Genomic DNA, 22734 nt, shown 5'->3' with positions numbered 1-22734 from the left:
ACAGCGTTACACGCTGCTGTCAACACCTCTTTTTCTCCGCTTTCGACCGAGAAGATCGAATCGTTAATAGCGCCAAACAACACGACTCTACCAACTCCTTCTGGGCTTCGATGAACTGAAGCAATCCGCTGCCTTATTCTGCATAACTCTTTGTTTACCAAGGAGTTTTACGTTTCGACTGCGCCGGAAGTGGGGCGAATTATAGACAGATACAATTCGCCGTCAACACTTAATTTCAGGTTTATTCGGATTTGAGCGTAATACGCGCAAATGCCTTCTTCCCCGCCTGACAAACGTGGGTAGCACCCAGTTCGTATATAAAGGTGCGATCCACCACCTCACCATCTATACGCACACCGCCAGACCCCAGAAGGTCACGCGCGACCGCCGAGTTCTTCACCAGACCAGCCTTATTAAGGACTGCCGCAATCGGCATGGCCTCAGTAGCCGTCAATTCAATCTCAGGCAGATCATCCGGCAGCTCCCCATCTCTCATGCGGTTACCCGCCGCACGGTGAGCACTGGCCGCAGCCTCTTCACCATGGAAGCGCGCAACGATCTCTTCCGCCAGCTTGATCTTCACGTCACGCGGATTGGCACCCGCCTCTACATCCGCACGCAGCGCATCGATCTCATCCATCGAGCGGAAGCTCAACAGTTCGAAGTAGCGCCACATCAAGGCATCCGGGATAGAGACCAGCTTGCCGTACATCACACCCGGAGCTTCCTGGATGCCGACATAGTTGCCCAGGGACTTGGACATTTTCTTGACGCCATCCAATCCTTCCAACAACGGCATGGTCAGGATGCACTGAGCCTCCTGACCATAAGCACGCTGCAACTCACGCCCCATCAGCAGGTTGAATTTCTGGTCGGTACCACCCAACTCAACATCCGCGCGCAGCGCTACCGAGTCATAACCCTGAACCAGCGGATACAGGAACTCATGAATCGCGATCGGCTGATTGGTTGAATAGCGCTTATCGAAGTCATCACGCTCAAGCATGCGCGCCACGGTGTACTGGGAAGTGAGGCGAATGAAGTCCGCCGGCCCCATCTGATCCATCCAGGTGGAGTTAAACGCCACCTCGGTCTTGGCCGGATCAAGAATCTTGAATACCTGGGTCTTATAGGTCTCGGCATTATCGAGAACCTGCTCACGGGTCAGCGGCGGGCGTGTCGCACTCTTACCGCTCGGATCACCGATCATCCCGGTGAAATCACCTATAAGGAAGATCACCTGATGCCCCAGCTCCTGGAACTGACGCAGCTTATTAATAAGCACGGTATGACCCAGGTGCAGGTCCGGCGCCGTTGGATCGAAGCCAGCCTTAATACGCAGGGGCTGGCCACGCTTGAGCTTTTCGATCAGCTCGGCCTCGACCAACAGTTCTTCCGCACCACGTTTTATCAGCGCTAGCTGCTCTTCAACCGACTTCATAACAGACCCGCAAGGCTCAGATTCAAAAGGGAACCAACCATACAAGATCAGGGACTAATTACAAGTTTTGCCCTGCGCACGGACACCGTTCAGCAAGCCCAGCGTTCGCGAGCTTGCGCCACAGATGATTTGGTTATATTTTATACAGTTATTTCATCTTCATCATGTCATTCATCTTTTCCATTTCATCTTCAAAGTCAAATTACCTATGACCACTGAACCGTCTAAAGCGCCGCCGCTTTACCCGAAGACCCACCTGCTCGCAGCAAGTGGTATCGCCGCCCTTCTCAGCCTGGCACTCCTGGTATTCCCTTCCAGTGACGTAGAAGCCAAACGAACATCCCTGAGCCTTGACTTGGAGAGTCCAGTTGAACAACTGACACAAGATCAAGACGCTTCCGACGCCCAACAAGCCACAAATGCTCCCACTGAATCGCCGTTTGCCCAGATCGAAAACACGCAGGAAGACACCCAGCAAGCCGTTCAAGAACAGAGAAAACCCGTAGTAGACACTGCCAAGAACCCTCAACACCGCGAAGTGATCGTGGCGAAAGGCGATACGCTTTCGACCCTGTTCGAGAAGGTAGGCCTTCCCGCAGCCACCGTTAACGATGTACTGGCCAGCGATAAACAAGCCAAGCAATTCACCCAGCTCAAACACGGCCAGAAACTGGAGTTCGAACTGACACCAGACGGTCAGCTGAACAACCTGCACACCAGCGTCAGTGACCTCGAGAGCATCTCCCTGACCAAGGGCGCCAAAGGCTTTGCCTTCAACCGTATTACCACCAAGCCAGTCATGCGCTCTGCCTACGTTCACGGCGTGATCAACAGCTCACTGTCGCAATCTGCCGCGCGCGCCGGCTTGTCCCATAGCATGACCATGGACATGGCCAGCGTGTTTGGCTACGACATCGACTTCGCCCAGGACATCCGCCAGGGTGATGAATTCGACGTGATCTACGAGCAGAAAGTCGCCAACGGCAAAGTGGTCGGCACCGGCAACATTCTCTCCGCACGCTTCACCAACCGTGGCAAGACCTACACCGCAGTGCGTTACACCAACAAGCAAGGCAACAGCAGCTACTACACCGCCGACGGCAACAGCATGCGCAAGGCCTTTATCCGCACCCCGGTGGATTTCGCTCGTATTAGCTCGCGTTTCTCCATGGGTCGCAAGCATCCAATTCTGAACAAAATCCGCGCCCACAAAGGCGTCGACTATGCCGCCCCACGCGGTACGCCTATCAAGGCGGCCGGCGATGGCAAGGTCCTGCTCGCAGGACGCCGCGGTGGCTACGGCAACACGGTGATCATCCAGCACGGCAACACCTACCGCACCCTGTATGGCCATATGCAAGGTTTCGCCAAGGGTGTGAAAACCGGCGGCAACGTGAAGCAAGGCCAAGTAATCGGTTACATCGGCACCACTGGCCTGTCCACCGGCCCGCACTTGCACTACGAGTTCCAGGTCAATGGTGTGCACGTTGACCCATTGGGACAGAAGCTGCCGATGGCCGACCCGATCGCCAAGGCCGAGCGCGCACGCTTTATGCAACAGAGCCAGCCGCTGATGGCGCGCATGGACCAGGAGCGCTCCACCCTGCTTGCTTCGGCGAAGCGTTAAGGTATGCCGTTCTATATAGGTGTAATGTCCGGGACCAGCCTCGATGGCCTGGACATCGCCCTGATCGAACAAGGCTCGGCGATCAATCTGATCGCCACCCACTACACACCGATGCCGGACACCCTGCGCGCAGAGCTGTTAAGCCTGTGCGCCAGCGGCCCGGATGAGATTGCCCGCTCAGCGATAGCCCAGCAGCATTGGGTCACACTCGCCGCCCACGGCATTCACACGGTGCTCGACCAGCACGACCTCAAGCCTCAAGACATACGCGCGATCGGCAGCCATGGCCAGACCATCCGTCACGAACCCGCCCGAGGCTTTACCGTGCAGATCGGCAACCCGGCATTGCTTGCGGAGCTGACGGGCATCAGCGTAGTCAGCGACTTCCGCAGCCGCGACGTTGCCGCTGGCGGCCAGGGCGCGCCTCTGGTGCCCGCCTTTCATGAGGCGTTGTTTGGCGAAAGCACCGGCAACCGTGCAGTGTTGAATATTGGGGGCTTCAGCAATCTCAGCTTGATCGAAACCGGCAAGCCCGTAGCCGGCTTCGACTGCGGCCCAGGCAATGTGCTGCTGGACGCCTGGATTCAACAGCAGCGCGGCGAACACTTTGACCGTGATGGGCAGTGGGCGGGTAGTGGCAAGGTCGAGCCTCAACTACTCACGGCCCTACTCAGCGATCCATTCTTCCTGACCAAAGGCCCGAAAAGCACCGGCCGTGAAGTGTTCAACCTCGAGTGGCTGCACCAGCATCTTGGCCGCCTGCCCGCCTTTGAACCCCAGGACGTACAGGCCAGCCTGCTGGAGCTGACCGTCCTGACCATCGTCGAGGCCCTGCAAACCGCGCAGCCCGAGACAGAAACGTTACTCGTCTGTGGCGGCGGCGCCCATAACACCACAATGATGAATCGTCTGGCCGCGTTGTTGCCATCCACTCAAGTCAGCAGCACCGCCACCCACGGCGTAGACCCGGACTGGGTCGAAGCCATGGCCTTCGCCTGGCTGGCTCACTGCTGCCTGGAAGGCATTGCCGCCAACCGGCCCAGTGTCACCGGCGCACGCGGGCTAAGGGTACTTGGCGCGATCTACCCAGCCTGACGAACACCTCGCCAGAATCGCAGACAGCAAAACGCCGCTTGGCCGATCAAAGCCAAGCGGCGTTTTTATTCGTTGTAGATCAGGCTGTCGATCAGATCGAGAACGAAGAGCCGCAACCACAGGTAGTGGTCGCGTTAGGGTTCTTGATCACGAAACGCGAACCCTCCAGACCCTCCTGGTAATCCACCTCGGCGCCTGCCAAGTATTGGAAGCTCATCGGGTCCACGACCAGGCTAACGCCTTCGCGCTCAACGATGGTGTCATCGTCAGCCACATCTTCATCGAAGGTGAAACCGTACTGAAACCCTGAACAACCGCCGCCCGTAACGAATACGCGCAGCTTCAAGCGATCATTACCCTCTTCATCGACCAGGCTCTTCACCTTGTGCGCAGCACCGTGGGTAAATTGCAAAGCCGTGGGGGTGAAGGATTCAACGCTCATGCTGATAATCTCCCGGCGTAGCGCCGCCATATGCGTAATGGCGGGCATTATCCGCTTCTCCTAGAAAAGCGGTCAACTATTGTTACGGTATATCAATCTGCATCGCCGCCATTAGAAACACAAAAGGCCCGATCAACGGGCCTTTTGCACACTCTGCCAATGGTATTAAGGCAGCATGCCGGCGTGGGACAGACCCAGCTTTTCATCCAGGCCAAACAGGATGTTCATGTTCTGCACCGCCTGGCCCGACGCGCCCTTGACGAGGTTGTCGATCACCGACAACACCACCACCAGGTCACCATCCTGCGGACGATGCACCGCAATCCGACACACGTTGGCGCCTCGCACACTGCGGGTTTCCGGATGGCTGCCAGCAGGCATCACATCGACGAACGGCTCGTTGGCATAACGCTTTTCAAACAACGCCTGCAGGTCTACCGAACGTTCGACCACGGTGGCGTACAACGTGGAATGAATGCCACGAATCATCGGCGTCAGGTGTGGCACGAAGGTCAGGCCTACGTCTTTGCCGGCGGCGCGACGCAGCCCCTGACGAATCTCCGGCAGATGGCGATGCCCTTTTACTGCGTAAGCCTTCATGCTTTCCGACGTCTCGGAGTACAAGGAACCTACCGCTGCTCCACGACCGGCACCGCTGACACCCGACTTACAGTCTGCGATCAGGCGCGAAGCATCCGCCAGCCCGGCCTCGAGCAACGGCAGGAAGCCCAGTTGCGTCGCCGTCGGGTAGCAACCCGGCACGGCGATCAAGCGTGCCTGCTTGATCTGCTCACGATTGACTTCCGGCAGGCCGTACACCGCCTCTTCCAACAGTTCCGGTGCACCGTGAGGCTGGCCGTACCACTTGGCCCATTCGTCGGCGTCTTGCAGGCGGAAGTCCGCCGACAGGTCGATGACCTTGGTACCAGCGGCCAGCAGTTCGCCAGCCAACGCATGGGCAACGCCATGGGGGGTGGCAAAGAACACTACATCGCAGGCACCAAGGGTGTTGATGTCCGGAACACTGAACGCCAGGCCGTCGTAGTGGCCTCGCAGGTTCGGGTACATATCGGCCACGGCCAGGCCAGCCTCGGATCGAGAGGTAATGACCACCACCTCAGCTTGCGGATGCTGGGCCAACAGACGCAGCAATTCGACACCGGTGTAACCCGTGCCGCCGACGATACCGACCTTGACCATAAACCTGCCCTCAACGAACCCACTGGAAAGCCGTCGATAATAGGGGCCGTATCGTCCTGCGACAACCGTCAACGTGACGTATGGGCGCATGAGCCACTACTATCTGCGCTACCGTGAACCTGGGAATAACTAAAAATGCTTTATCTATGGGTCAAAGCCTTCCATATCGTCAGCATCGTCTGCTGGTTTGCCGGGCTGTTCTACCTGCCGCGCCTGTTCGTCTACCACGCTCAAAGCGAGGACACTGTCAGCAAGGAACGCTTCAGCGTCATGGAGCGCAAGCTCTACCGCGGCATCATGGGCCCGGCGATGCTGGCCAGCCTGGTGTTCGGTATCTGGCTGATAGCCCTTAACCCCGGCATCTTTCAATCGGGCGCCTGGATCCACGCCAAGTTGACCCTGGTAGTGTTCCTGATTGGCTACCACCATATGTGCGGCGCGCAGGTAAAACGTTTCGCCCGTGGCGAAAACACCCGCAGCCATGTCTTTTATCGCTGGTTCAATGAAGTCCCGGTTCTGATATTGCTGGCTATCGTAATTTTGGTCGTGGTCAAACCGTTCTAACGTCATTACTCGGGGTACCTCCAATGTCGCTGCCCACTCTGCTTGAACAACGTCTGCACCTGCCCGTGGTGGTGGCGCCGATGTTCCTGATTTCCAATCCGCAATTGGTGCTGGCCTGCTGCCGCAACGGCGTGGTCGGCAGCTTCCCGGCGCTCAACCAGCGCGAGAGCAGTGGCTTCAAGGCCTGGCTGGAGGAAATCGAAGCGGGCCTGGCGCAGCTGGACAATCCTGCCCCCTACGCCGTCAACCTGATCGTGCACAACAGCAACCCTCGCCTTGAGGCTGACCTGGCGATCTGTGTTGAGCACAAGGTGCCGATCGTGATTACCAGCCTGGGCGCAGTGAAAGAAGTGGTAGATGCGGTGCACAGCTATGGCGGCCTGGTGTTTCACGATGTCACTACCCGTCGCCATGCCGAAAAAGCCGCTGAAGCCGGTGTCGACGGCCTGATCGCCGTGGCCGCAGGCGCCGGTGGCCATGCCGGTACCTGGAGCCCGTTTTCGCTGATCGCGGAGATTCGCCAATTCTTCGACAAAACCCTGCTGCTGGCCGGCTGCCTTAACCACGGCCATGAGATACTCGCCGCCCAGTTGCTGGGGGCAGACCTGGCGTATTTCGGCACACGGTTTATCGGTACCACCGAAAGCCACGCCCCGGATGCGTATAAAGAGATGCTGCTCACATCGCGCGCCGCCGACATCGTGCACACTCCCGCAGTCTCCGGCGTGCCCGCAAGCTTTATGCGCCAGAGCCTGGAAAATGCCGGTTTCGACCTCGCTGCCCTGCAGGGCAAAGGCGAAGTAAACTTCGGCTCCAAGCTCAAGCCGCTGAGCGACGAAGCCAAGGCCTGGAAGACCGTATGGTCTGCAGGCCAAGGTGTCGGTGAGATTAATGATTTACCCGGCGTCGATGAACTCGTTGCCCGCCTGGATGCCGAATACCGCAAGGCGCGCGAGCAGGCGACACAGTTGCGCTGGCCACGCTGACCCAACCGCAAGGCCTGCCGATCGAGCAGGCCTGCACTACCCCACTGATTCAGTGACAAGGATGCCCGCATGAGCGACAACCGTTTCAAGATTGTGTTTGATGGGGCCCTGCTCCCGGGTGTCGAAAGCACCACAGCCAAGCTGAACCTGGCTGAACTGTTCAAGAGCACGGTCGAGGACATCGAGAAACTCTTCACCGGCCGCGTTGTTGCACTGAAACGCGACCTGTCCCGCCCCGACGCCGAAACCTACCTCACCGCGCTGAAAAACGCCGGGGTCGACGCGCGTATCGAGGCCGAACAGCCCGTAGCCTTCAGCCTTGCCGAAACCCACGAAACAGATTCCAGCGCTGCGGACTTCTCCCGTCCTGCGGCTTCGCCGTACGCACCACCGCGTGCCGCCGTAGGTGAAAGCCTGCCGGAATACGCCACCCTCAAGGTCTTCACCATCAATGGCCGTATTGGTCGTCTGCGGTACCTGGCATGGACGCTGGTACTGACAGTCGCCATGCTCGTCGCAGCCGGCATCCTCAGTACTGTGGGCTTTGCCATCGCAACCGCGTCGCCGACGATAGCCATTATCCTCGGCTCGCTGCTGGGCTTCGCGCTGTTCGTCGCGGTTGTGGTCGTGAGCGTGCAGATCGGCGTGCAGCGCCTGCACGATCTGGGCTGGTCCGGCTGGTTGTACCTGCTGAACCTGGTACCGCTGGTGAACAGTATTTTCCCGCTGCTGCTGTTGGTCATGCCAGGTAACACCGGCGCCAACCAGTACGGCGCACCGCCACCGCGCAACTCCACCGCGGTGAAGGTCCTGGCCTCGCTGTGGCTGGCATTCATCCCGCTGATGCTCATCATCGTGGTGTCGCTGGGCATGAACGGCTACCTGGATCAACTCGAAACCAACGTGGACAGCAGCTACGAAAGCAGCTCCATCACTTCCGATGAAGACGCCGATCAAAGCGTGATCGTCGACGAAGAAGACGCGCAAAGTGCTGACGACGCGGCCGAACCTGTAGACTCTCCAGAACAGTAAAGAAACGCGCCGCGCCTGCGATGCCTCCATCCCAGGCGCGGCGTGTTGCGATGGAGAAAGGCATGACCCGTTACGCTCTGATCACCGGTGCCACCAGCGGCATCGGCCTGGCTTTGGCCGAAGCCCTGGCCCGTCGCGGCCGCAGCTTGATTCTGGTGGCCCGCCAGCGTGATCAGTTGGAAAACATTGCAATCGAATTGACCCAACGCTTCGGCGTCGAGGTGCTGTTTCGGGCATGCGATCTCGGCGAGCCATTGCGCTTGTCCGGGTTCCTGCTGGAGCTGGAAGAAGGCGAGCGGCAGATCGATTTGCTGGTGAACTGCGCTGGCATTGGCACCAGCGGGCCATTCCTGGCCCAGGACTGGATGACCGAACAAGACCTCATCGAAGTCAACATCCTTGCCCTCACCCGCATTTGTCACGCCCTGGGCAACACCATGGCGCTGCACGGTGGCGGGCAGATTCTCAACGTCGCCTCGGTCGCCGCGTTCCAACCCGGCCCGTGGATGAGCAGCTACTACGCCAGCAAGGCCTACGTGCTGCATTTCTCCGAAGGCTTGCGCGAAGAACTGAAGACCTGTGGCATCAAGGTCTCGGTGCTTTGCCCCGGTCCTACGCGCACCGCCTTCTTCGGTACGGCGCAGATGGACACCGCCAGACTCGAGCGCAGCGAGCAATTGATGAGCCCGGAAGAAGTGGCGCTCTATACCGTGCGCGCACTGGAAAAGAACAAAGCCATCATCATTCCTGGACGACGTAATCGCTGGCTGGCCTTCAGCCCGCGTTTCAGCCCACGCTGGTTGACTCGCAAGATCGCCGGGGCGATCAACAAGGCCTATTGCCCGCGCTGATCGCCTGGGTACACTCACCTTGCACTTTCATAACGGAGAAACAGCTGTGGATACTCTGTTCACCAAAATCATCAACCGGGAAATACCTGCGGATATCATCTATGAAGATGATCAAGTCCTGGCCTTCAAGGACATCCACCCGGCAGCGCCCGTGCATTTCCTGGTCATCCCGAAAAAACACATCGCCACCCTCAATGACCTGACCGAGGAAGACAAAGCCCTGGCCGGCCATATTCTGTTCACGGCCCAGCGCCTGGCGGTGGAACAAGGCTGTGAAGAAGGCTTCCGGGTGGTGATGAATTGCAACCCGAAAGGCGGGCAGACCGTTTACCACATCCATATGCATGTGCTGGGCCAGCGCCAGATGAACTGGCCGCCGGGCTGAAATAGCCCGCTACAAGGGGCGCAGCCCAAGGCTGCGCCCCCATGCCCTTGACTCAGGGCAAACGCGTTCCTCTCTCTTGCGGTAAACTGGCCGCCGAGATTCTTCCCGGAGTTCAGCATGACTACCCAACGTCACTACTCGCCCATTGACCGTCTGTTGCTGCAAGCCGACATGGCCATGCGCACACTGCTGCCCTTCAGCGGCCAACCGTACCGCCCGTCGCCCGCCATCGTGCAGCCTGACGCGCAGATGAGCGAGACCGAGACCCGCCATGTCGCAGGCCTGATGCGTATCAACCATACCGGTGAAGTCTGTGCCCAGGCGCTGTACCAGGGCCAGGCCCTGACCGCCAAGCTGCCGCAGGTGCGCGCGGCCATGGAGCATGCGGCCGAGGAAGAAATCGATCACCTGGCCTGGTGCGAGCAACGTATTCGCCAGTTGGGTAGCCATCCCAGCGTGCTCAACCCGCTGTTCTACGGTTTGTCATTCGGCATCGGCGCGGCTGCCGGCTTGATCAGCGACAAGGTCAGCCTCGGCTTTGTCGCCGCGACGGAACATCAAGTATGCAAGCACCTGGATGAACATCTGGAGCAACTGCCGGCCGATGACGAAAAGTCCCGGGCGATTCTTGAGCAGATGCGTATTGATGAGGAGCACCACGCCGAAAGTGCATTGGATGCCGGCGGTTTCCGCTTCCCGGCGCCAGTGAGAGTCGGCATGAGCCTGCTGGCCAAGGTCATGACCAAAAGCACCTACCGCATCTGACTAAACCTGCGGCTGCAAAAAAGGGCGCTATCGAAGCGCCCTTTTCTTTTGCCGATTGGCGGTCAACCCAACTCGATGATCTCGTAGTCATGGGTGATGGCCACACCCGCCGCGCCGAGCATGATTGACGCCGAGCAGTATTTCTCGGCCGACAACTCGATAGCACGCTTGACCTGGGCTTCTTTCAACGCCCGGCCCTTCACCACGAAATGCATGTGGATCTTGGTAAACACCTTGGGATCTTCAGTGGCGCGCTCGGCTTCCAGGAAGGCTTCGCAGCTTTCCACGGCCTGGCGGGATTTTTTCAGGATGCTGACCACGTCGAAATTGCTGCAACCGCCCACACCAAGCAGGAGCATTTCCATCGGGCGTACGCCCAGGTTACGGCCACCGGCTTCCGGCGGGCCATCCATGACCACCACATGGCCACTGCCCGACTCACCGAGGAACATGGCTTCGCCCGCCCATTGGATGCGTGCCTTCATCGCCCAGACTCCACTGCTAAAAAAGGGTCGCCAGCTTAGCACAGGGCCCGGGCGCAACCGCGCTTCCCATCAAAGCGATCAATAACGGAGCTGACTCGGAAAATTCGCTAATCGAGTCAGAATGTGTCTGTTAAGCTGGCGCCAAAGGAGTGGCGTATTGCCACCCTTATACAACGTGTATCAATGCCGATACCGCTGAGTACAACAACTCCAACCACCTCGCGCTGCCTTTCGGGATACAACCATGGTTGCTCTTACGCCCATACCCAAGATCAAGAATCTCGACAAGTTGCTGATGCACTGCCAGCGCCGGCGCCACCCCGCCAAGCACAACATCATCTGCGCCGGTGAGCGCTCCGAAACACTGTTTTTCATTATCAAGGGCTCAGTCACCATCCTGATCGAGGATGAAGACGGCCGCGAAATGATCATCGCCTACCTGAACACCGGGGATTTTTTCGGCGAGCTGGGGCTGTTTGAACAAGCAGGCAAGGAGCAGGAGCGCAGCGCCTGGGTGCGGACCAAGGTCGAGTGCGAAGTGGCCGAGATCAGTTACGCAAAGTTTCGCGAACTCGCCCAGCAGGACCCCGATATTCTCTACGCCCTCAGTGGTCAGATCGCCCAGCGCCTGCGAGACACTACGCGCAAGGTTGGCGACCTGGCGTTCTTCGACGTCACCGGACGTGTGGCCCGTTGCTTGCTGGAGCTGTGCAAGCAGCCCGATGCAATGACTCACCCCGACGGCATGCAGATCAAGATCACCCGCCAGGAAATCGGGCGCATTGTCGGTTGTTCACGGGAGATGGTCGGCCGCGTGCTCAAGGATCTGGAAGAGCGCAACCTGGTGCACGTCAAAGGCAAGACGATGGTGGTGTTCGGTACCCGTTAAGCCGGCAGGAAGCTGGCCAGTATTTGTCGGTACAAGGTGTCCAGCCGGCTGATTGCGTCCGGCGCGGGGAAGGCTTCGTGCAGGGCAATATGGCTGTCGGCGCGAACCCGTTGCTCCAGGCCGCAGGCTTGGTTGAAGCGGTTGACCGCCGCGATCAGTTCTTCACGATCGTTATCCAGCAACAACGCACCGTGCACCAACCCCACCGGGCGGCCCCCGCCTTGCCGCCAACGCTGGGCAGTACCGACCATTTTGCGCCCGTTGAGGTTGACGTTGTAACGACCGTCGCAGAATGCACCGTCGATTTCCCCGACGGAGGCATCGCCGCCCAACTCGATAAGTAAATCGCAGATCGGCTGGCATAGACGCTGGTAACCGGTTTCGATGCGACCTTGATCACCCTCACTGCGCGGCGGAGCGTAGACCAGGGCGATATTGACCGTGGCGCTGGACTGCGGCACCGGTTCGCCGCCGGTTTCGCGCAAGAGCACCGGCCAACCGGCATCCGCAGACACGCGGCTGGCGACATCGAAAGCAGGCAATCGGCTCAAGCGGCGTGGCATCACCAGTGCCTGGTCGCTGGGCTGCCAGAACAACAACCCAAACGCCTGCTCATCCGCGCAAACGGCGGCCAGCAAGGCTTGCTCGGCGGCAAGGCCTGCTTCAACACGCATCGACACTGGCTGGATCAATGGGCACCTACCTATCTGAATAAACACAAACCCAAATGTGGGAGGGGGCTTGCCCCCGATAGCGGTGTGTCAGTCGAGAATGCTCCAACTGAACCGCCGCCATCGGGGCAAGCCCCCTCCCACACGTTGATCGCATTTCAAATCAATCGAGAGTGGAACCACTGACCGCCACGCCACGCTCCGGGAAGAACAGACGCTGCAGTTCCGCCCCCGGGTTCTCGGCACGCATGAAGGTCTCACCCACCAGGAACGAATAAACGTCACTGATTTCCATCAGCTCCACATCGGCACGGTTGACGATGCCACTTTCGGTAATCACCAGGCGATCGCGCGGAATACGCGGCAGCAGGTCGAGGGTGTTTTCCAGGCTGACTTCGAAGGTATGCAGGTTACGGTTGTTGACCCCCACCAGCGGTGTGTCGAGGGTTTTCAGCGCGCGCTCCAGCTCATCGCCGTCGTGCACCTCCACCAGCACATCCAGGCCAACGCTTTTGGCCACGGCCGCCAGCTCGGCCATCTTCACGTCATCCAATGCGGAGACAATCAACAACACACAGTCGGCACCCAAGGCACGGGCTTCGACGATCTGGTACGGATCGACCATGAAATCCTTGCGGATCACCGGCAACTTGCACGCGGCGCGGGCCTGCTGCAGGAACAGGTCGGAACCCTGGAAAAAATCGATGTCAGTGAGTACCGACAGGCACGTCGCCCCACCCTTCTCGTAGCTGAGAGCGATTTCCGCCGGTACAAAGTTTTCGCGGATCACGCCCTTGCTCGGCGATGCTTTCTTGATCTCGGCGATCACGGCCGGCTGCTTGAGCTTGGCCTGGGCGATCAGTGCCTTGGCAAATCCACGCGGTGCGTCAGCGGCTTTCGCTTGGGCTTCCAACTCGGCCAGGCTCACACGGGAACGGCGTTCGGCGACTTCTTCAGCCTTGCGGGCCAGGATTTTTTCCAGAACGGTCGGCACACTCATCCTTCATTCTCCATCTTGAATACAGCGGTGAATGCTCCCAGCTCTTCGAGCTTTTCACGAGCCAGACCGGTGTGCAGCGCATCGTGGGCCAATTCGACACCTTCCTTAAGACTATAGGCATGATCGGCTGCGTAAAGTGCCGCGCCAGCATTCAGAACAATCATTTCCGCGGCTTTTTGACCGTTCTCGGTCTTACGACGCCCCAGGGCATCGCGAATCAGCTCCAGGGACGCCGCCGGGCTTTCCACCGCCAGGCCGTGCAGGCTCTGGCTCTTCATGCCCAAGTCTTCCGGTTCGACCCAGTATTCGCTGATCTGGTCATCCTTCAGCTCCGCCACAAACGTTGGCGCCGCCAGGCTGAACTCGTCCAGGCCGTCTTTGGAATGCACCACCAGCACATGCTTGCTGCCCATGCGTTGGAGTACTTCAGCCAATGGCCGGCACAGCGCCTGGCTGAACACGCCTACCACCTGGTGCTTCACACCGGCCGGATTCGTAAGCGGGCCGAGCATGTTGAACAGGGTACGCAGGCCAAGGTCCTTGCGTGGGCCGGCGGCGTGCTTCATTGCACCATGATGGGACTGGGCAAACATAAAGCCGATGCCGACGTTGTCGATGCAGCGCGCCACTTGTACCGGCGTGAGGTTCAGGTAGATACCGGCCGCTTCCAGCAGGTCGGCACTGCCGCTCTTGCCGGACACCGCGCGGTTACCGTGCTTGGCCACGGTGCAGCCCGCCGCCGCCACCACAAAGGACGAGGCCGTCGAGACGTTGAAGATGTTCGCACCGTCACCGCCGGTGCCGACCACGTCGACCACGCCGTCGAGAGTCTTGAGCTCGACCTTGTCCGCCAGCTCACGCATCACCGATACGGCACCGACGATCTCGTCGATGCTTTCACTCTTCATGCGCATCGCCATCATGAAAGCGCCGATCTGCGCGTCGGTGCATTGACCGGTCATGATTTCGCGCATCACATCGCTCATTTCAGCGGTGCTCAGGTCCAGATGGCCGACGATACGGCTCAGGGCAGTCTTGATATCCATGGAAAGTCCTTAGCGCGTGCCGCCGCTCTGCTTGAGAAAGTTGGCGAACAGCTCGTAGCCCTGCTCGGTCAGGATCGATTCAGGATGAAACTGCACCCCTTCGATATTCAGTGTCTTGTGACGCAGGCCCATGATCTCGTCGACGGAGCCGTCTTCCAGCTGGGTCCAGGCCGTCAGCTCCAGGCATTCCGGCAAGGTTTCACGCTTGACCACCAGCGAGTGGTAGCGGGTCACGGTCACCGGGTTATTGAGTGCCTGGAATACGCCCAGGTCTTTATGGAACACCGGGCTGGTCTTGCCGTGCATCACCTGGCGCGCGCGCACCACATCACCGCCAAAGGCCTGGCCGATGGATTGATGGCCCAGGCAAACGCCCAGGATCGGCAGCTTGCCGGCGAAGTACTTGATGGCCTCGAGGGAGACACCCGCCTCGGTCGGCGTGCAGGGGCCCGGCGAAACCACGATACGTTCCGGGTTCAGGGCGGCGATTTCGGCCACGGTCAGTTCGTCATTGCGAACCACCTTGACCTCGGCGCCCAGCTCCCCCAGATACTGCACAACGTTGTAGGTAAAGGAATCGTAGTTATCAATCATCAGCAACATGGGGGAAACCTCAAGAATTGGGGGTCTGTTCAGCCAGCGCTACGGCGCGGAACATCGCGCGGCGCTTGTTCAGGGTTTCTTCCCATTCGAGGGCCGGCACCGAGTCGGCGACAATCCCGCCACCGGCCTGCACGTGCAGCTCCCCGTCCTTGATCACCGCAGTGCGAATCGCAATGGCAGTGTCCATGTTGCCGTTCCAGGCGAAATACCCCACGGCGCCGCCATAGACACCGCGCTTGACCGGCTCCAGTTCGTCGATGATTTCCATCGCACGGATCTTCGGCGCCCCCGACAAGGTGCCTGCCGGCAGAATCGCCCGCAACGCGTCCATCGCAGTCAGCCCGGCCTTCAGCTCGCCGGTGACGTTGGACACGATGTGCATCACGTTGGAATAACGCTCAATGACCATCTTCTCGGTCAACTTCACCGAGCCGATTTCCGAGACACGCCCGGTGTCATTGCGGCCCAGGTCGATCAGCATCAGGTGTTCGGCGATTTCCTTGTCGTCGCTGAGCAGGTCTTCTTCGAGCGCCAGATCCGCTTCTTCGGTCGCTCCACGCGGGCGTGTGCCGGCAATCGGGCGCACGGTGATCAGGTTGTCCTCGACACGCACCAGCACCTCCGGCGAGCTGCCCACTACGTGGAAGTCACCAAAGTTGAAGAAGTACATGTACGGCGTCGGGTTGAAGCAGCGCAGCGCCCGGTACAGGTCGATGGGTGCCGCCTTGAAGTCGATGGACATGCGTTGCGACGGCACCACCTGCATGCAGTCACCGGCGAGGATGTATTCCTTGATGGTATCGACCGCGCGCTCATAGTCATCCTGGGTAAAGCTGGAGCGGAACACCGGATCAGCCGCCGGCGGACGGCTGAGGTCCAGGCCGCGACGCGGGGTGATCGGCTGGCGCAGTTTTTCCAACAGCGCTTCGAGGCTGGCCTGGCCTTGCTCGAAGGCGTCGGCCTGGGACGGGTCGGCGAGCACGATCGCGTGCATCTTGCCGGCGAGGTTGTCGAACACCACCACCGCATCGGAGACCATCAGCAGAATGTCCGGCACGCCCAGGGGGTCAGGGTTCGGGCATTTGCCCAGGCGTTTTTCCACATAGCGCACGCAGTCGTAGCCGAAGTACCCCACCAGGCCGCCGTTGAAGCGCGGCAGGCCAGGGATGGTCGGCACGTTGTAGCGCGCCTTGAAGGCTTCGACGAAGGCCAGCGGGTCTTCGACCTCATGACTTTCGATCTCGACACCATCATGGGTGATGCTCACATGATGGTCGTGCACCCGCAGCACAGTGCGGCATGGCAGGCCGATGATCGAGTAACGGCCCCATTTCTCGCCGCCCTGTACCGACTCCAGCAGGTAGGAGTTGGGCTGGTCGGCCAGTTTCAGGTAGATCGACAACGGCGTGTCGAAGTCGGCCAGGGTTTCGCAGGCCAGGGGGATACGGTTATAGCCGGCAGCGGCCAAACGCAGGAATTCTTCGCGGATCATGAGGTGCCTCGTGGCGTGAGGGTCTAACAGTCAGGTATGCAAACGTGCCGCATGGCGCGGCCAGGATCAGTCAGGCGCGCCAACGCCAGCGGGCCAGGGCCTTGATGACTTTCATCCAGAGTTTGCGAGTGACCACCACGATGGAATTTCCAGAAGGGGACGGATCGATGTCGGGCAACGTTATCTCAGCGCCAGCTCCCAAGCAACCGGGGATTAGCAGTCTCAGATCATCAATCACCAGCGACGGCGACTCTTCAGCGATCGGACGACCATGGTTGTAGCCGTAACTCAGGGCCACGCACTGCACGCCGGCCGCTTTCGCCGCCAGCACGTCACTGCGTGAATCGCCGACAAACAGCGACTGGGACGCCGGAATATTGGCCATTTTCATCACGAAAAACAGCGCCGCCGGGTCGGGTTTCTTCTGCGGCAAGGTATCGCCACCAATGATCCAGCGGAAATAACGGCCGATTTTCATCTGGTCCAACAGCGGCGCGACAAAGCGCTCCGGCTTGTTGGTGATCAGGGCCATTTCCACGCCCTGCTTGCTCAGCCACTTGAGGGTGTCGCGTACGCCGGGGTAGACCACGGTCAGTTCGTGGCTGCGCTCATAGGCTGCGTTGAACAGTTCCAGGGCGTGCTCGGCCTCAACCTCATCGACACCTTCGGCATCGATGTGATTGGCCAGGGCCCGGCGCACCAGCATCGGTGCGCCATTGCCGACCCACTCGCGTACCGACGCAAGCCCCGCCGGCTTGCGTCCCAGCTTGAGCAGCATCTCGTCCACCGCCGCCGCCAGGTCTGGCACCGAGTCGATCAAGGTACCGTCCAGATCGAACATCACCAGCCGTGGCAGTTTGCCGGGGAACAGCTGCTCAAAGCCGCTCATGGACGCGCCAGCGCCAATTCGGCGCGCATCCTGGCGATGACTTCCTCGTAGTCCGGGGCGTTGAAGATCGCCGAGCCAGCCACGAAGGTGTCGGCGCCGGCAGCCGCGATTTCACGGATATTGTTGACGTTGACCCCACCGTCGATTTCCAGGCGGATGTCGCGACCCGACGCATCGATCAGCGCACGGGCTTCACGCAGCTTGTCGAGGGTACCGGGGATGAACTTCTGCCCGCCGAAGCCTGGGTTGACGCTCATCAGCAGCACCATGTCGACCTTGTCCATCACGTACTTGAGCACGTCCAGCGGGGTGGCCGGGTTGAACACCAGGCCGGCCTTGCAACCGCCCTCGCGGATCAGTTGCAAGGTGCGGTCGACGTGCAGCGAGGCTTCCGGGTGGAAGGTGATGTAGGTCGCGCCGGCGTCAACGAAATCACCGATGATGCGATCCACCGGGCTGACCATCAGGTGCGCATCGATCGGCGCGGTGATGCCGTACTTGCGCAGCGCCGCGCAGACCATCGGACCGATGGTCAGGTTGGGCACGTAGTGGTTGTCCATGACATCGAAGTGCACGAAGTCGGCACCGGCGGCCAACACCTTGTCCACTTCCTCACCCAGGCGGGCGAAATCGGCGGAGAGAATCGATGGAGCAATAACGAAGGGCTGCATGACGCACCTTTTTTGAGCTAAATCACGATGGCGCGCATTGTATACCTCATGCTTTGCCCTGCGCACCGTGACCTAACTCAACGGCTAGTACGCCGCCCGATAGATTTTCTCGATATCGGCCGCGCTGAGCTTGCGCGGGTTGTTACGCATCAGGCGCTCGATACCCGCCGCTTCCGTGGCCATGGCCGGGATGGCGTCCTCGGGAACCCCGAAACTGCGCAGGCCGGAAGGAATCTCCACGGCGGCACACAATCGCGTCATCGCCTCGACGGCCTGGTCGGCGGCATCGTTGACACTCAGGCCGCTGACATTCACGCCCATGGCCTGGGCAATGTCCTGCATACGCTCGACACAGGCCAGTTTGTTCCAGTGCATCACGTAGGGCAGCAACAGCGCATTGCTGACGCCATGGGCAATATTGAATCGCCCGCCCAGCGGGTAGGCCAACGCATGCACGGCGCCCACCCCGGCATTACCGAAGGCCATGCCGGCCATCAGGCTGGCGGTGGCCATATCGTCGCGGGCCTGCAGGTTGGCCGGGTTGGCGTAGGCCTTGGGCAGCGCCTTGGCGATCAGCTTGATCGCCCCAATGGCCAGGGCATCCGTGATCGGCGAGGCGTTCAGGGAAAGGTAGGACTCAATGGCATGTACCAGCGCATCCACGCCACTGGCGGCGGTGACGCTGCGCGGGCAGGTCAGGGTCATTTGCGGGCTGATCAACGCGACGTCCGGCAGCAGGTAGTCGCTGACGATGCCCTTCTTCAACTGCGCGACCTTGTCGGAGAGGATCGCCACATTGGTCACTTCCGAGCCAGTGCCGGCGGTGGTCGGGATGGCGATCAGCGGCGGGCCCTTGCGCGGCACCTGGTCGACGCCGAATAAGTCCGCCAGGGCGCCGTGGTAACCGGCATAGGCGGCAACGCTTTTGGCAATATCGATGGCACTGCCGCCCCCCAGGCCGATCAGGCCGTCGTGGCCACCGTCGCGGTACGCCTGCATGCAGTCTTCGACGATGGAGATTTCCGGGTCGGGGAGCACGCGATCAAAGATCTCATAAGAGCGCTCGCCCAGATGCTCAAGTGCCAGCGCCACCGTGCCTGACTTGACCAGCACCGCATCGGTGACAATCAACGGGTTATCCACATCCAGGCGCGTCAGCTCGGCGGCAAGTTGCTCGATGGCGCCAGCGCCGGTCAGCAGTTTGTGGGCGATCTTGAATGAGGAAGTACTCATGTGCGCGGCCTCTTATCGGTGATGGGCTGGCACAAGAGTAGCTGACTGGATCGGGTTGTCTTCCATTCAGGCGCTGAATGGTCAAAGCCCCCCCTGTGGGAGGGGGGCTGTACTGGTCTTTAGACCTGGGCCGTGCGCAGTTTCTCGCTACGCCCACGCAGCCACTCCAGGGTCAGCAACAGCAACACCGAGAAGGCGATCAGCAAGGTCGCCGCCGCCGCAATCGTCGGGCTGAGGTTTTCGCGGATGCCGCTGAACATCTGGCGCGGCAAGGTCGCTTGCTCGGGGCCGGCGAGAAACAGGGTCACCACCACTTCATCGAACGACGTCGCGAAGGCAAACAGCGCGCCGGAGATCACCCCCGGTGCAATCAACGGCAAGGTTACCCGGCGAAACGCCGTCAAGGGCGAGGCACCCAGGCTGGCCGCGGCCCGTACCAGGTTATGGTTGAAACCCTGCAAGGTCGCCGACACGGTGATGATCACAAACGGCACCCCAAGCACCGCATGCACCACGATCAGCGAGAAGAAACTGTTGCCCAGGCCCAGTGGCGCAAAAAACAGGTAGCTGGCCACACCGATAATCACCACCGGCACCACCATCGGCGAAATCACCAGGGCCATCACCAACGCCTTGCCGGGGAAATTCCCACGGGTCAGGCCGATCGCCGCCAGGGTGCCGAACACCATGGCCAATACCGTGGCGGCCGGGGCGACGATGATGCTGTTCTTCAACGCACGCATCCATTCCGCCGAGGCGAAGAAATCTTGGTACCAGTGCAGCGAGAAGCCTTGCAACGGGTACACCAGGAAACTGCCGCTGTTGAACGACAGCGGGATGATCACCAGCACAGGCAAGATCAGGAACAACAGGATCAAGCCGCAGAGGATCCGCAAGCTGTAGAACCACACCCGCTCCACCGGTGACATATAAGGACTCAGCATCGCAAGGTCTCCTCAGCTCAGGCGCAGGCGGCTGGCGCCCACCAGCCGGTTGTAGATCAGGTACAGCACCACGGTCGCCAGCAGCAGCAAGCCGCCCAACGCCGTCGCCATGCCCCAGTTGATGCTGGTGTTGGTGTAGAAAGCCACGAAGTAGCTGACCATCTGGTCGTTCGGGCTGCCCAGCAGTGCCGGGGTGATGTAGTAACCGATCGCCAGGATGAACACCAGCAGGCAGCCGGCGCCGACACCGGCATACGTCTGGGGGAAGTACACGCGCCAGAAGCTGGCGAACGGGTGACAGCCCAGGGAGATTGCCGCACGCATGTAGGTGGGCGAAATGCCTTTCATCACGCTGTAGATCGGCAAAATCATGAACGGCAGCAGGATATGCACCATGGAGATGTAGACCCCGGTGCGGTTGAACACCAGCTCCAGGGGTTTGTCGATCAGGCCCATGCCCATCAGCGCACTGTTGATCAGCCCGCCGGATTGCAGCAGCACGATCCACGCCGCCACCCGCACCAGGATCGAGGTCCAGAACGGCAGCAACACCAGAATCATCAGCAGGTTGCTTTTGCGCGCCGGCAGGTTGGCCAGCAAGTACGCCAGCGGATACGCCAGCAACAGGCAGATGGCGGTGATCACCAGGCCCATCCAGAAGGTGCGGGCGAAGATGTCCAGGTAAATCGCCTGGTCCGGGGTGGCCGGGGCCACTTCGCCGAGGTCGTCGATGCGGTGATCGACGGCCGCCAGCAGGTAGAACGGTGTCAGGCTGCTGGTATTACGCCGGATCGCCTGCCAGTACGCCGGGTCGCCCCAGCGTTCGTCGAGGTTTTCCAGCGCTTCTTTATAAGAGCCGGGCGCTTCGGTAAACGGCAGCGCCCGCGCGGTTTTGGTCAGCAGGCTGCGATAGCCGGCCAGTTCCATGTTCAAGCGTTTGGACAGATCACCCAGGGTCTGGTTTTTGCGCGCCTCGCCCAGGTCTTCACTGAGGGCCTGGTACACAGGCTCACCCGGCAGACCACGACCGTCCCAGGCCGTCACCGCCACCACGGTACGCGGCAGACCGCCCACCACTTCCGGGTTGCCGACGCTTTTAAACAGCAGCGCAACAATCGGCACCAGGAAGACCAGCAGCAAAAACAGCACCAGCGGCGCAATCAAGGCCTGGGCCTTCCAGCGATTGAGCCGCTCGGCACGCGCCAGGCGCTGCTTGAGGGTGGGGCTGTTGACCTCGTTCGAGGGAACGGCGATGGCCATGGCTGACTCCGAATCTTGAAAATGAATGCAATCTTTCACACAAGAAATCCCTTGTGGGAGGGGGCAAGCCCCCTCCCACAAGGTTATGCAGTGTTACTTGGCAGCCCAGGAGTTGAAGCGCTGCTCCAACTGCTCGCCGTTATCCGCCCAGAAGCTCACGTCGATCTGCACCTGGTTGGCGATGTTTTCCGGCGTAGTCGGCATATCCTTGAGGATGTCCTTGGCCAGCAACGGTACGGCTTGGGTGTTGGCCGGGCCGTAGGCGATGTTTTCCGAGTAGGTCTTCTGCTGCTGCGGCTGCACCGAGAAGGCGATGAATTTCTTCGCCGCTTCGGCACGTTCCTTGGACAGGCCTTTAGGGATGGCCCACGCGTCGAAGTCGTAGATGCCGCCGTTCCACACCACTTTCAGGTTGCTTTCTTTTTGCACCGCGGCGATGCGGCCGTTGTAGGCCGAGCTCATCACTACGTCACCCGAGGCCAGGTATTGCGGCGGTTGTGCGCCGGCTTCCCACCATTGGATCGAGGGCTTGAGTTCGTCGAGTTTCTTGAACGCACGGTCCTGGCCATCTTTGCCGGCCAGCACTTTGTACACGTCCTTCGGTGCAACACCGTCGGCCATCAAGGCGAATTCCAGGGTGTACTTGGCGCCCTTGCGCAGGCCGCGCTTGCCCGGGAATTTCTTGGTGTCCCAGAAATCCGCCCAACTGGTTGGCGCAGACGCCAGCTTGTCCGCGTTGTAGGCCAGAACGGTCGACCATACGAAGAAGCCCACGCCGCACGGCTGGATCGCGCCCTTCACGTAGTCGGCGGTGTTGCCAAACAGTTTCGGGTCCAGCGGCTCGAACATGTCTTCATCACAGCCACGGGACAGTTCCGGCGACTCCACTTCCACCAGGTCCCAGGACACGCTCTTGGTGTCGACCATGGCTTTGACCTTGGCCATCTCACCGTTGTACTCGCCGGCGACGATCTTGCCGTTGCCCGCGCTTTCCCAAGGTGCATAGAAAGCCTTGACCTGTGCAGCCTTGTTCGCACCGCCAAAGGACACGACGGTCAGGTCCGGGCCAGCCATGGCCTGTGTCGCGCCCATCAAGCTCAGGGCCAGGACGGAATACTTCAGGGATCTCAACATTGTTGTTCTCTCCACGTGCAGGGTTGGTG

24 protein-coding genes are annotated in these 22734 nt (G+C 60.2%); 9 read left to right on the top strand and 15 right to left on the bottom strand.

Going from position 1 to position 22734, the window contains the following annotated elements; genetic code table 11:
- Positions 1 to 241: 241 nt before the first annotated feature.
- The gene (gene tyrS / locus C8K58_RS30370) at positions 242 to 1441 is read right to left on the bottom strand and encodes a tyrosine--tRNA ligase (RefSeq protein WP_027605883.1); all 1200 of its coding nucleotides are present in this window, start codon (positions 1439 to 1441) and stop codon (positions 242 to 244) included.
- A gap of 208 nt (positions 1442 to 1649) precedes the next feature.
- Here tyrS and C8K58_RS30360 point away from each other — a divergent pair, with 208 nt between their 5' ends.
- Positions 1650 to 3068 (top strand): peptidoglycan DD-metalloendopeptidase family protein, encoded by a 1419-nt coding sequence (locus C8K58_RS30360; protein WP_027605884.1) that lies wholly within the window; start codon positions 1650 to 1652, stop codon positions 3066 to 3068.
- 3 nt (positions 3069 to 3071) lie between these two features.
- Positions 3072 to 4163, top strand: coding sequence for an anhydro-N-acetylmuramic acid kinase (locus tag C8K58_RS30355; RefSeq protein WP_092355500.1), 1092 nt, complete (start codon positions 3072 to 3074; stop codon positions 4161 to 4163).
- A gap of 91 nt (positions 4164 to 4254) precedes the next feature.
- Here the strand turns inward: C8K58_RS30355 and erpA are convergent, their stop codons facing one another.
- Together erpA and argC are read right to left on the bottom strand one after the other, a co-directional pair.
- The gene (erpA, locus tag C8K58_RS30350; protein WP_003176443.1) at positions 4255 to 4605 is read right to left on the bottom strand and encodes an iron-sulfur cluster insertion protein ErpA; all 351 of its coding nucleotides are present in this window, start codon (positions 4603 to 4605) and stop codon (positions 4255 to 4257) included.
- Positions 4606 to 4770: 165 nt separating this feature from the next.
- Complete coding sequence (gene argC, locus C8K58_RS30345) at positions 4771 to 5805, bottom strand: N-acetyl-gamma-glutamyl-phosphate reductase (RefSeq protein ID WP_092355503.1); 1035 nt, start codon at positions 5803 to 5805, stop codon at positions 4771 to 4773.
- Positions 5806 to 5940: 135 nt separating this feature from the next.
- On the opposite strand from argC, the gene hemJ reads away from it, so the two are divergent.
- The 6 genes from hemJ (at position 5941) to coq7 (ending at position 10388) form a co-directional block, all read left to right on the top strand.
- Positions 5941 to 6369, top strand: a complete 429-nt coding sequence (hemJ, locus tag C8K58_RS30340; RefSeq protein ID WP_027605887.1) for a protoporphyrinogen oxidase HemJ — start codon at positions 5941 to 5943, stop codon at positions 6367 to 6369.
- A gap of 23 nt (positions 6370 to 6392) precedes the next feature.
- Positions 6393 to 7355 carry a nitronate monooxygenase family protein gene (locus C8K58_RS30335; RefSeq protein ID WP_027605888.1) on the top strand — a complete coding sequence of 321 codons (963 nt, stop codon included), beginning with the start codon at positions 6393 to 6395 and terminating at the stop codon, positions 7353 to 7355.
- 69 nt (positions 7356 to 7424) lie between these two features.
- Positions 7425 to 8387 carry a DUF805 domain-containing protein gene (locus C8K58_RS30330; RefSeq protein WP_027605889.1) on the top strand — a complete coding sequence of 321 codons (963 nt, stop codon included), beginning with the start codon at positions 7425 to 7427 and terminating at the stop codon, positions 8385 to 8387.
- A 62-nt stretch (positions 8388 to 8449) separates the two neighbouring features.
- Positions 8450 to 9238 carry an SDR family oxidoreductase gene (locus tag C8K58_RS30325; protein ID WP_108574832.1) on the top strand — a complete coding sequence of 263 codons (789 nt, stop codon included), beginning with the start codon at positions 8450 to 8452 and terminating at the stop codon, positions 9236 to 9238.
- 46 nt (positions 9239 to 9284) lie between these two features.
- Positions 9285 to 9623: a histidine triad nucleotide-binding protein gene (locus tag C8K58_RS30320; RefSeq protein ID WP_098467455.1), complete on the top strand. Its 339-nt coding sequence runs from the start codon at positions 9285 to 9287 to the stop codon at positions 9621 to 9623.
- Positions 9624 to 9740: 117 nt separating this feature from the next.
- Entirely contained in the window at positions 9741 to 10388 is a 648-nt protein-coding gene (gene coq7 / locus C8K58_RS30315; protein ID WP_108574831.1) for a 2-polyprenyl-3-methyl-6-methoxy-1,4-benzoquinone monooxygenase, read from the top strand.
- A 62-nt stretch (positions 10389 to 10450) separates the two neighbouring features.
- On the opposite strand, the gene C8K58_RS30310 is transcribed toward coq7, so the two are convergent.
- Entirely contained in the window at positions 10451 to 10873 is a 423-nt protein-coding gene (locus C8K58_RS30310; protein ID WP_005792019.1) for an OsmC family protein, read from the bottom strand.
- 244 nt (positions 10874 to 11117) lie between these two features.
- Between C8K58_RS30310 and crp the strand changes: the two genes are divergently transcribed.
- Complete coding sequence (crp, locus tag C8K58_RS30305; protein ID WP_027605892.1) at positions 11118 to 11762, top strand: cAMP-activated global transcriptional regulator CRP; 645 nt, start codon at positions 11118 to 11120, stop codon at positions 11760 to 11762.
- On the opposite strand, the gene C8K58_RS30300 is transcribed toward crp, so the two are convergent.
- The 11 genes from C8K58_RS30300 to C8K58_RS30250 form a co-directional block, all read right to left on the bottom strand.
- Complete coding sequence (locus C8K58_RS30300; RefSeq protein WP_108574830.1) at positions 11759 to 12454, bottom strand: lipoate--protein ligase family protein; 696 nt, start codon at positions 12452 to 12454, stop codon at positions 11759 to 11761. The two genes, crp and C8K58_RS30300, sit on opposite strands and share 4 nt — an antisense overlap.
- 142 nt (positions 12455 to 12596) lie before the next feature.
- Positions 12597 to 13433: an indole-3-glycerol phosphate synthase TrpC gene (gene trpC, locus C8K58_RS30295; RefSeq protein ID WP_027605894.1), complete on the bottom strand. Its 837-nt coding sequence runs from the start codon at positions 13431 to 13433 to the stop codon at positions 12597 to 12599.
- Complete coding sequence (gene trpD / locus C8K58_RS30290) at positions 13430 to 14479, bottom strand: anthranilate phosphoribosyltransferase (protein WP_027605895.1); 1050 nt, start codon at positions 14477 to 14479, stop codon at positions 13430 to 13432. Before trpD ends, trpC begins: the two co-directional genes overlap by 4 nt.
- 9 nt (positions 14480 to 14488) lie before the next feature.
- Positions 14489 to 15082, bottom strand: coding sequence for an aminodeoxychorismate/anthranilate synthase component II (locus tag C8K58_RS30285; protein WP_065925376.1), 594 nt, complete (start codon positions 15080 to 15082; stop codon positions 14489 to 14491).
- A 10-nt stretch (positions 15083 to 15092) separates the two neighbouring features.
- Positions 15093 to 16574 carry an anthranilate synthase component I gene (gene trpE, locus C8K58_RS30280; RefSeq protein WP_027605896.1) on the bottom strand — a complete coding sequence of 494 codons (1482 nt, stop codon included), beginning with the start codon at positions 16572 to 16574 and terminating at the stop codon, positions 15093 to 15095.
- Between the two features lie 70 nt (positions 16575 to 16644).
- The gene (locus tag C8K58_RS30275) at positions 16645 to 17463 is read right to left on the bottom strand and encodes a phosphoglycolate phosphatase (RefSeq protein ID WP_065925377.1); all 819 of its coding nucleotides are present in this window, start codon (positions 17461 to 17463) and stop codon (positions 16645 to 16647) included.
- Positions 17460 to 18134, bottom strand: coding sequence for a ribulose-phosphate 3-epimerase (gene rpe / locus C8K58_RS30270; RefSeq protein ID WP_027605898.1), 675 nt, complete (start codon positions 18132 to 18134; stop codon positions 17460 to 17462). The genes C8K58_RS30275 and rpe overlap by 4 nt, the downstream gene beginning before the upstream one ends.
- Positions 18135 to 18218: 84 nt before the next feature.
- Positions 18219 to 19367: an iron-containing alcohol dehydrogenase gene (locus C8K58_RS30265; RefSeq protein WP_027605899.1), complete on the bottom strand. Its 1149-nt coding sequence runs from the start codon at positions 19365 to 19367 to the stop codon at positions 18219 to 18221.
- Between the two features lie 119 nt (positions 19368 to 19486).
- Positions 19487 to 20311, bottom strand: coding sequence for an ABC transporter permease (locus tag C8K58_RS30260; protein WP_017739612.1), 825 nt, complete (start codon positions 20309 to 20311; stop codon positions 19487 to 19489).
- 12 nt (positions 20312 to 20323) lie between these two features.
- Complete coding sequence (locus tag C8K58_RS30255; RefSeq protein WP_027605900.1) at positions 20324 to 21571, bottom strand: ABC transporter permease; 1248 nt, start codon at positions 21569 to 21571, stop codon at positions 20324 to 20326.
- 93 nt (positions 21572 to 21664) lie between these two features.
- Positions 21665 to 22705, bottom strand: a complete 1041-nt coding sequence (locus C8K58_RS30250; RefSeq protein ID WP_027605901.1) for an ABC transporter substrate-binding protein — start codon at positions 22703 to 22705, stop codon at positions 21665 to 21667.
- Between the last annotated feature and the right edge of the window lie 29 nt (positions 22706 to 22734).

The sequence above is a fragment of the Pseudomonas sp. GV047 genome (genome assembly GCF_003058245.1).
GTDB lineage: Bacteria > Pseudomonadota > Gammaproteobacteria > Pseudomonadales > Pseudomonadaceae > Aquipseudomonas > Aquipseudomonas marginalis.
This window is presented reverse-complemented; position numbering and strand designations above follow the sequence as displayed.